The organism is Halomonas sp. 707B3 (genome assembly GCF_024158645.1).
GTDB classification, from domain to species: domain Bacteria; phylum Pseudomonadota; class Gammaproteobacteria; order Pseudomonadales; family Halomonadaceae; genus Vreelandella; species Vreelandella lionensis.
The window spans coordinates 1-6,985 of the sequence record NZ_JAMZBE010000167.1; the positions used below are offsets into that span (position 1 = coordinate 1).

Sequence of the window (6,985 nt, forward strand, 5' to 3'; positions counted from 1 at the left end):
TGTCATTTCAATGATAGTTGGGTCAGCGTGAAAGATACGGTTAGGCGGGCAGAATGACTACATTGGAAAATTGGTCTTACCAGTTGATGTGGGCCGTTCTGAGCATGATTTAAGCGGTCGTTTTAATCTAACATGTTGTTTTTAAGGTGTTTTAAACATTACATCAGAGTGTTAATACAGCAACAGTCATTAGACTAATAGACAGTGCAGCAGGCCTTCGCGCGGTGGGTTACGAACGTCGCTTGCGTCGCTAATCACTTAGACTCACTGTAGGTAGCGGATTGACCCCTGTAAAAAAGGAGAACTAACAATATGGCAATAACACTTTATGACCTGTGCGGCCGTGATGAGCGCCTACGCTTTTCGCCTTATTGCTGGCGGGTACGTATGGCGCTGGCCCATAAAGGGCTGGAGTACACCGCCGTGGCTTGGCGCTTCCAGGAGAAAGACGTTCTTGCGTTTGCCGATTACGACAAAGTGCCTGTGCTGACCGATGGCGACAACGTGGTCACCGATAGCTTTGACATCATGTGCTACCTAGACCGAGCTTACCCGGAGGCCCCGGTGGTGGGCGAAGGGATGAGCCTTCAGCGCTTAATGCTGTTTAAGCAGTTAGTAGAACGCAGCATTACCCCCGCGCTGTTTAAGATCGTCGCGTTAGATCTGTTAGCTGCCATCCATCCAGATGATCGTGATTACTTCCGCAAAACCCGTGAAGCACGCTTTGGTGCGACCATGGAAGCCGTCAACAACCCTGAACAGGGGCGGCAGATGTTGAAGCAGGCGCTGGTGCCGGTGAGCGCTCAACTAAAAGAGAGTCTGTTTTTAGATGGCGATGCACCCAGCGGTGCGGATTACCTGCTGTTTGGCAGCATGATGTGGGCCTATACCGTTTCTACCGAGCCGCTCGTAGAAGAAAGTGACCCTGTGGCATCGTGGTTTGCGCGTATGCTAGAGGTGCATGATGCAGTCGCTGGCAAAGCCATGACAATTCGTGATCTATAATAGTTAAGGCGGCCACAAGCCGCCTACTAACCACAGGCAACACAAACGGCCTAGGCCGTTTTGTGTGAAAGGAGATGGCGATGATTGACCTGTATTACTGGACAACCCCGAACGGCCACAAAATCTCCATCATGCTTGAAGAAGCAAAGTTGGCTTATCGCATTAAGCCCATCAATATTGGCCGGGGTGAGCAGTTTGACCCTGAGTTTCTGACGATTGCGCCCAATAACCGCATTCCCGCCATTGTGGACCACGCCCCTAAAGATGGCGGCCAACCCATGTCGCTGTTTGAATCAGGCGCCATTTTGGAATATCTCGCCGATAAAACCGGCCAGTTTCTGCCAACAGAAGGGCGCGAGCGCTACGTGGTACTGCAGTGGCTGCACTGGCAGGTGGGTGGGCTTGGCCCTATGGCGGGCCAGAACCATCACTTTTGCCACTACGCACCGCAGAAAATTGAGTACGCCATAGAGCGCTATGTACGCGAGACCAACCGGCTCTACAGCGTGCTGGATCAGCGGCTCTCTCAGCAGCATTATGTTGGCGGCGACCGCTACTCCATTGCGGATATGGCGATCTACCCATGGATTGTGCCCTGGGAGAAGCAGCGTCAAACCTTGGAAGAGTTCCCCGATCTTGAACGCTGGTTTGAAGAGGTATCGCAACGTCCTGCTGTACGAAAAGCGTACGCATTAGTCGAGGATATTAACCCGCAAGCAGGCGTTGTTATGGATGATGAAGCCCGTAAGCACCTGTTCGGTAACCGTTAAAAAAGCCGTTGCGTTATGTTCGGTGAGCGTTAGATAAGCTGAACATGTAGCATGATGAAAAATCATGTTGCGCTGCACAAAAAGCGCTGCTAGCTTGGGTGTAATACAGTCATTGCCAACCATCGGCCACCTGCTGGGTATGCCGATTCGCTAGCTAACCCAAGGAGATTGCGTAATGAACAAGGCTACAGAGAAAACCAACCAGCAGTTTGACTCCGTTTTTGTATCACCGATGCGCTCTTATACGCTCGCAGCGTTGGATTACTATGAGCAACTGGTCAGCGCCCAAATTGATGCGGCTCGCGCTTACTCTGATATGACCATTTCCCAAGCGCGTACTTGGCTAGATGTGAAAGATGCAGATAGCTTCAAGAAGGCGATGGAGAGCCAGCAGAAAGCGGCCACTGACCTGATGGAGCGTATGAAAGGAGACTCTGAAAAAGTCACCTCTATCAGCCAAAGCTTTATGCAAGAGAGTCAAAAGAAAGCCGAAGAAGTTACCAAGAAAGCAGCAGACACAGCTAAGTACTAAACCGCTAGTCTTGAACAAAAATGCCGCGCCATTGATGAGCGCGGCATTTTTGTTGCTAGCAAACACGCTTCGTTAAAGGTTATGGCTGTGTTTTACTGGCTGCTTGTGCCTTCGCTAGCTTCTCTTTGCGATCAGGTTTGCCCGGCAAGATAGCGTCTAACAGCAGCGCTGCCAGTGCGGCGGGCACCAATCCCGACTTCAACAGCAGCCCTAACTGCCCAGGCATCGTTTCCGAAATGGCTTCCACCGCCGGTAAGCCAATTCCCAGGCTGAGTGACACCGCAATAATCAGCATATTGCGCTGATCCAGTTCGCACTCCTTGATAATTTTTAAACCTGCCGATGCAATCATGCCGAACATCACCACACCCGCACCGCCTAGTACGGCGTGTGGCATAGCAGCAACTAAGCCACCGAGCTTAGGGAAAAGACCCATCGCAATCAGCAGTAAACCACCGATGGTGACTACGTGGCGGCTCACTACCCCCGTCAGGGTGATTAACCCCACATTTTGCGCGTAAGCAGTATTGGGCAGCGTATTAAAAATAGCGGCGAACGAGGTTGCCACGCCATCCGCCATGACACCGCCGGAAAGCTCGCTATCTTTGGCTGGGCGGCCTGCACCGCCAGTGGTAATGGCAGAGATATTGCCGATTGTTTCTAAGCCCACAACGAACATAATCAGGGTCATGCCTAGAATCGCGGTGCCTGAGAAGGTCATGCCATACTCAAAGGGTTTAGGCAGGGCAAACCAGGCTGCGCTGGTGAGCGAGGTAAAATCTACCTTACCCAATGCAATGGCGACCAAGTAACCTGCCACCAGCCCAAAGAGAATAGAGGACGCTTTAATAAACCCCTTGCCGTATTGATGCACCGCAATGGTGACGCTTAGCACAAACAACGCCAGCAGCAGATTGGATGGAGAAGCAAAGTCATCAGCACCTACCCCACCAGCAGCGTAGTTCAGCCCCACCGGCATCAGCGTAATACCGATCAGCAGTACGACAATACCGGTCACAACGGGGGAGAACCAGTGGCGAATATTTTTCAAAAAAGCGCCAAGTAGAATTTGTAGCAGCCCCGCGACAAACGAAGCACCTAGCACAGCAGGAAGGCCAAACGCTTTAGCAAGGGGTAAAGCAACAGGGAGAAAACCAAAGCTCGTGCCTTGCACAATCGGCAAGCGTGCGCCAATAGGGCCAATACCAATGGTTTGTACTAGGGTAGACATCCCCGCCACAAACAGCGCTACCTGGATGAGGAAAATTTGCTCAGCGGGAGAAGCACCAATCACACCGGCAATAATAATAGGGGGCGTTACGTTACCGGCAAACATGGCCATGATGTGCTGCAACCCAAGCGGTATCGCTTTGGGTAACGGCGGCATGGCGTCAGGGTTTTGGTTAATGGTGCGCGTAGGATTTGTTTTTGGATCGGGCGGAGGAGACATAGTGAGCCTTTATGGCGTTATTAAACATGAGTGGCATTATGCTGCTGCATCCATAAACGAATAGAATCGTATACAAGATATAAATGCAATTACCCTTAGGGTCAACCAGACACATTTAATGCTGCAGTATGCCGCCCGATCACAGCGCTACGCCTCGCCAGCGCGTGCTCTCAGACGGAAGCGAGCAATGCGAATAATTTGCTTAATAGCAGTTTCGCGCTCCTGGGCTAATCCGTTCTCTAGGCGTTCTTCAAACGCCGCGAGTATGTCGTAGCGGTCTAACCCTTTCACCGCGATCACAAAAGGGAAGCCAAATTTTTCTTTATATGCCGCATTTAGTTGTTCAAAGCGGGCAAACTCTTCAGGTGAGCACTGATCCAGCCCAGCGCCTGCCTGCTCATTGGTTGAGTCTTGGGTGAGCTCACCGGCCAAGGCGGCTTTGCCCGCGAGATCCGGGTGGGCCTGAATCACGTCAATTTGCTGCTCAGGGGTGGCCTGCTGAAGCATTAACCCCATCAGCTCTGCCAGCGCATCTGGTGCGTCATGAGATTCGCTTAAGCCGTGTTGCCAAGTAGCCTCGGCCACCCAGGGCGAGTGCTCATAAACATCGCCATAATGTTGCACAAAGGCTTCAAGGCTGCATTGGCTCGGGGCGGGTGATAGTTGTAATGAGGTTGGTTGAGGCACTGATACTCTCCTGTGGTGCATAAATGGAATTACTGTATACAATAAATAGCATCAACGGTACTCTTTGACCAATAGGTTAAATAACGTCAACAAATCCAATGATTGAGGAGTGGCTATGGGACGCTTAACCACACACGTGCTGGATACTGCCAAAGGGCAGCCCGGCCAAGGCATTACTATTGAGGTTTTTCGGCTAGCGGACGGCAGCCGCGAGCATTTAGGCAATGCCGTTACTAATAGCGATGGCCGCTGCGATACCCCTATTCTAGAAGGCGATGCGCTAACGCCAGGCGAGTATGAGCTTGTGTTCCACGCTGGAGACTATCTGCGCGCTCAAGGGGTGGAAGCCGCTGAACCGCGCTTTTTAGACGTTATTCCGCTGCGCTTCGGCGTGGCCGATGCTAGCCAGCACTATCATGTACCGTTGCTGCTTTCGCCCTACGGCTACTCCACTTACCGTGGTAGCTAAGAGGACTAGGCATGCAAGCGTATATCATCGAATTTGTGAATCTACTGCTGCGCTGGTTACACGTGATCGCAGCGATTGCCTGGATCGGCGAGTCGATCTACTTCGTGATGCTGGATAACGGCCTGCGCACTCCCAAAGCCGCTGAAGATCGTGAGAAGGGTGTTTTTGGCGAGATGTGGGCTGTGCATGGTGGCGGTTTCTATCATAACCAGAAATATGCCACGGCCCCGGCCAAGCTACCCAACGACCTGCACTGGTCGTTCTGGAAAGCCTACACCACGTGGCTATCGGGTTTTGCGCTGTTCGTCATTCTCTACATGGTGAACCCTGGCTTCTACTTAGTGAATCCAGACAGCAACTGGGCCTGGGCGGCTAACCTCACCGGTTGGCAGGCCAACCTGCTGGCGCTTGGGTTCCTGCTAGGCGGCTGGGTGGTCTATAACGAGCTGTGCAAGCGTATTAGCCCCAACATGGAGCGCGATGGCCTGCTGAGTATTGCCGTAGCGGTGATGATGGTGGTGGTTGCCTACCTAAGTACCCAGATGTTTACCGGGCGGGCGGCGTTTTTGCTCACCGGCGCGGTGATGGCCACGGCGATGTCGGCCAACGTCTTCTTCTGGATCATTCCTGGCCAGCGCCGCATGGTGAAGGCTATGAAGGCAGGCGACGCCCCTAACCCGCTAGACGGCAAGCGCGGCAAGCAGCGTTCGGTGCATAACACCTACTTCACGCTGCCCGTGGTTCTATTGATGGTGAGTAATCACTACTCCTTTATCTACGCCCATGAGCTCTCCTGGGTGGTGATGGTGCTGTTTATTTTTGCCGGAGCGCTGATTCGTCAGTTCTTTGTGCTGATGCATGCCGGTAAAATTCAGCCAGCCTACCCGGCGGTAGGCGTTGGGCTGATTCTGCTCGCGTTCTGGGTGGCAGCGCCCAGCCCACGTGCCGCCGTGGAAGGCGCTGGCGGTGCGCCCACGCAAGCGCAAATATCTGGACTCATCGAGCAACACTGTACCCAGTGCCATGCCCGCAACCCTGAACATGCCGGTTTCTCCGCGCCGCCTGCAGGCTACGCCTTTGATAGCTGGGACGATATTCTTGGTCACAAAGCGCAAATCCAACAGGTTGTTGGCAGTCGCTACATGCCGCTTGGTAATATCACCAACATGAGTGACGACGAGCGCGATATCATTGCGGCCTGGGAGGAGTAATCAGAGTCGCAGACAGGAGACACTATGAGTGATGCGCAGGCGGCGTTAAAACGGAGGCCTTCTGACAAAGAGGGCGATGAGCGCCACGAAGCGATTTACCGGTCAGTGAGCGATGCCATTGTGGAGCAGCGCCTTAAGCCCGGCGCTCGGCTGCGTGAAGATGCGCTAGCGGAAGTATTCGGTATTAGCCGCACGGGGATTCGTAAAATCCTCCAGCGGCTGGCGCTGGAGCAGCTCGTTACCTTGACCCCGCGTCGTGGGGCCAGCGTAACGCGCCCCACTGCCGATGAAGCGAAAGACGTGTTCGATGCCCGCCAGCTGATCGAGTGCGGGCTAATGCCCGATGTGGCTAGGCGAATGAACGCGACGGCGGCGGCGGAGCTTCGCGAGATGGCACGTGAGGAACGCCAAGCTCTACGCAGCGGCCAGCAGAGCGTGGCGATTCGCCTCTCGGCGGATTTTCACGTGCGTCTCGCGCAGCTTTCCGGCAACGCCACCCTGGCGGAGTTCGTTGAACGCCTCTGCTCGCGCTCATCGCTGATCCTCGCCGTTTACGGCCATCGCGGCCACCTAGGCTGCGAATCCCACGACCACGACGACCTGATTGGCTATCTTGAAACCGGCAACGGCGAACGCGCCAAAGCCTTTATGAGCCGCCACCTCAAAGCCATCGAAGCCTCGCTCTCCATGGTTGAAGAGGAAGAGAACGTACCGGATCTGCAGCAGATTTTTGGTGTTTAGCGACGACGCATCTGCTCAACTGTAATGGCGGTTAGGCAGTTTTTTTGGAGGCGTTCCACTAACGTAAAAGCGCCACCGGAGCTCATCCGGTGGCGCTTCAGACTGCTGACGAACCCACCT

8 protein-coding genes are annotated in these 6,985 nt (G+C 53.8%); 6 read left to right on the forward strand and 2 right to left on the reverse strand.

The genetic code is table 11. The features are described from left to right. Positions 1 to 312: 312 nt before the first annotated feature. From BIS10_RS16195 to BIS10_RS16205, 3 genes are all read left to right on the forward strand, one after another. Positions 313 to 1,005: a glutathione S-transferase N-terminal domain-containing protein gene (locus tag BIS10_RS16195; RefSeq protein ID WP_253506704.1), complete on the forward strand. Its 693-nt coding sequence runs from the start codon at positions 313 to 315 to the stop codon at positions 1,003 to 1,005. 80 nt (positions 1,006 to 1,085) lie between these two features. Then, positions 1,086 to 1,775, forward strand: a complete 690-nt coding sequence (locus tag BIS10_RS16200; protein ID WP_253506707.1) for a glutathione binding-like protein — start codon at positions 1,086 to 1,088, stop codon at positions 1,773 to 1,775. Between the two features lie 175 nt (positions 1,776 to 1,950). Then, a complete protein-coding gene (locus BIS10_RS16205; protein WP_253506723.1) occupies positions 1,951 to 2,307 on the forward strand; it encodes a phasin family protein in 357 nt (118 codons plus the stop codon). Between the two features lie 79 nt (positions 2,308 to 2,386). On the opposite strand, the gene BIS10_RS16210 is transcribed toward BIS10_RS16205, so the two are convergent. Both BIS10_RS16210 and uraD read right to left on the reverse strand, forming a co-directional pair. Further along, positions 2,387 to 3,757, reverse strand: a complete 1,371-nt coding sequence (locus tag BIS10_RS16210; protein ID WP_253506726.1) for a uracil-xanthine permease family protein — start codon at positions 3,755 to 3,757, stop codon at positions 2,387 to 2,389. 147 nt (positions 3,758 to 3,904) lie between these two features. Continuing rightward, complete coding sequence (gene uraD, locus BIS10_RS16215) at positions 3,905 to 4,444, reverse strand: 2-oxo-4-hydroxy-4-carboxy-5-ureidoimidazoline decarboxylase (RefSeq protein WP_253506728.1); 540 nt, start codon at positions 4,442 to 4,444, stop codon at positions 3,905 to 3,907. A 115-nt stretch (positions 4,445 to 4,559) separates the two neighbouring features. Here uraD and uraH point away from each other — a divergent pair, with 115 nt between their 5' ends. The 3 genes from uraH to BIS10_RS16230 are packed head-to-tail and all read left to right on the forward strand — an operon-like array spanning position 4,560 to position 6,865. Further along, positions 4,560 to 4,913, forward strand: a complete 354-nt coding sequence (uraH, locus tag BIS10_RS16220; protein ID WP_253506731.1) for a hydroxyisourate hydrolase — start codon at positions 4,560 to 4,562, stop codon at positions 4,911 to 4,913. An 11-nt stretch (positions 4,914 to 4,924) separates the two neighbouring features. After that, positions 4,925 to 6,124 (forward strand): urate hydroxylase PuuD, encoded by a 1,200-nt coding sequence (locus tag BIS10_RS16225; RefSeq protein WP_253506734.1) that lies wholly within the window; start codon positions 4,925 to 4,927, stop codon positions 6,122 to 6,124. Positions 6,125 to 6,148: 24 nt separating this feature from the next. Next, complete coding sequence (locus tag BIS10_RS16230; protein ID WP_253506737.1) at positions 6,149 to 6,865, forward strand: GntR family transcriptional regulator; 717 nt, start codon at positions 6,149 to 6,151, stop codon at positions 6,863 to 6,865. Positions 6,866 to 6,985: the final 120 nt, after the last annotated feature.

Bases quoted from the DNA above. Each gene is read 5' to 3' on its own strand.
- BIS10_RS16205 (WP_253506723.1), top strand. From the start codon at position 1,951: ATGAACAAGGCTACAGAGAAAACCAACCAGCAGTTTGACTCCGTTTTT.
- BIS10_RS16210 (WP_253506726.1), bottom strand. From the start codon at position 3,757: ATGTCTCCTCCGCCCGATCCAAAAACAAATCCTACGCGCACCATTAAC.
- BIS10_RS16200 (WP_253506707.1), top strand. From the start codon at position 1,086: ATGATTGACCTGTATTACTGGACAACCCCGAACGGCCACAAAATCTCC.
- BIS10_RS16195 (WP_253506704.1), top strand. From the start codon at position 313: ATGGCAATAACACTTTATGACCTGTGCGGCCGTGATGAGCGCCTACGC.
- BIS10_RS16225 (WP_253506734.1), top strand. From the start codon at position 4,925: ATGCAAGCGTATATCATCGAATTTGTGAATCTACTGCTGCGCTGGTTA.
- BIS10_RS16230 (WP_253506737.1), top strand. From the start codon at position 6,149: ATGAGTGATGCGCAGGCGGCGTTAAAACGGAGGCCTTCTGACAAAGAG.
- uraH (WP_253506731.1), top strand. From the start codon at position 4,560: ATGGGACGCTTAACCACACACGTGCTGGATACTGCCAAAGGGCAGCCC.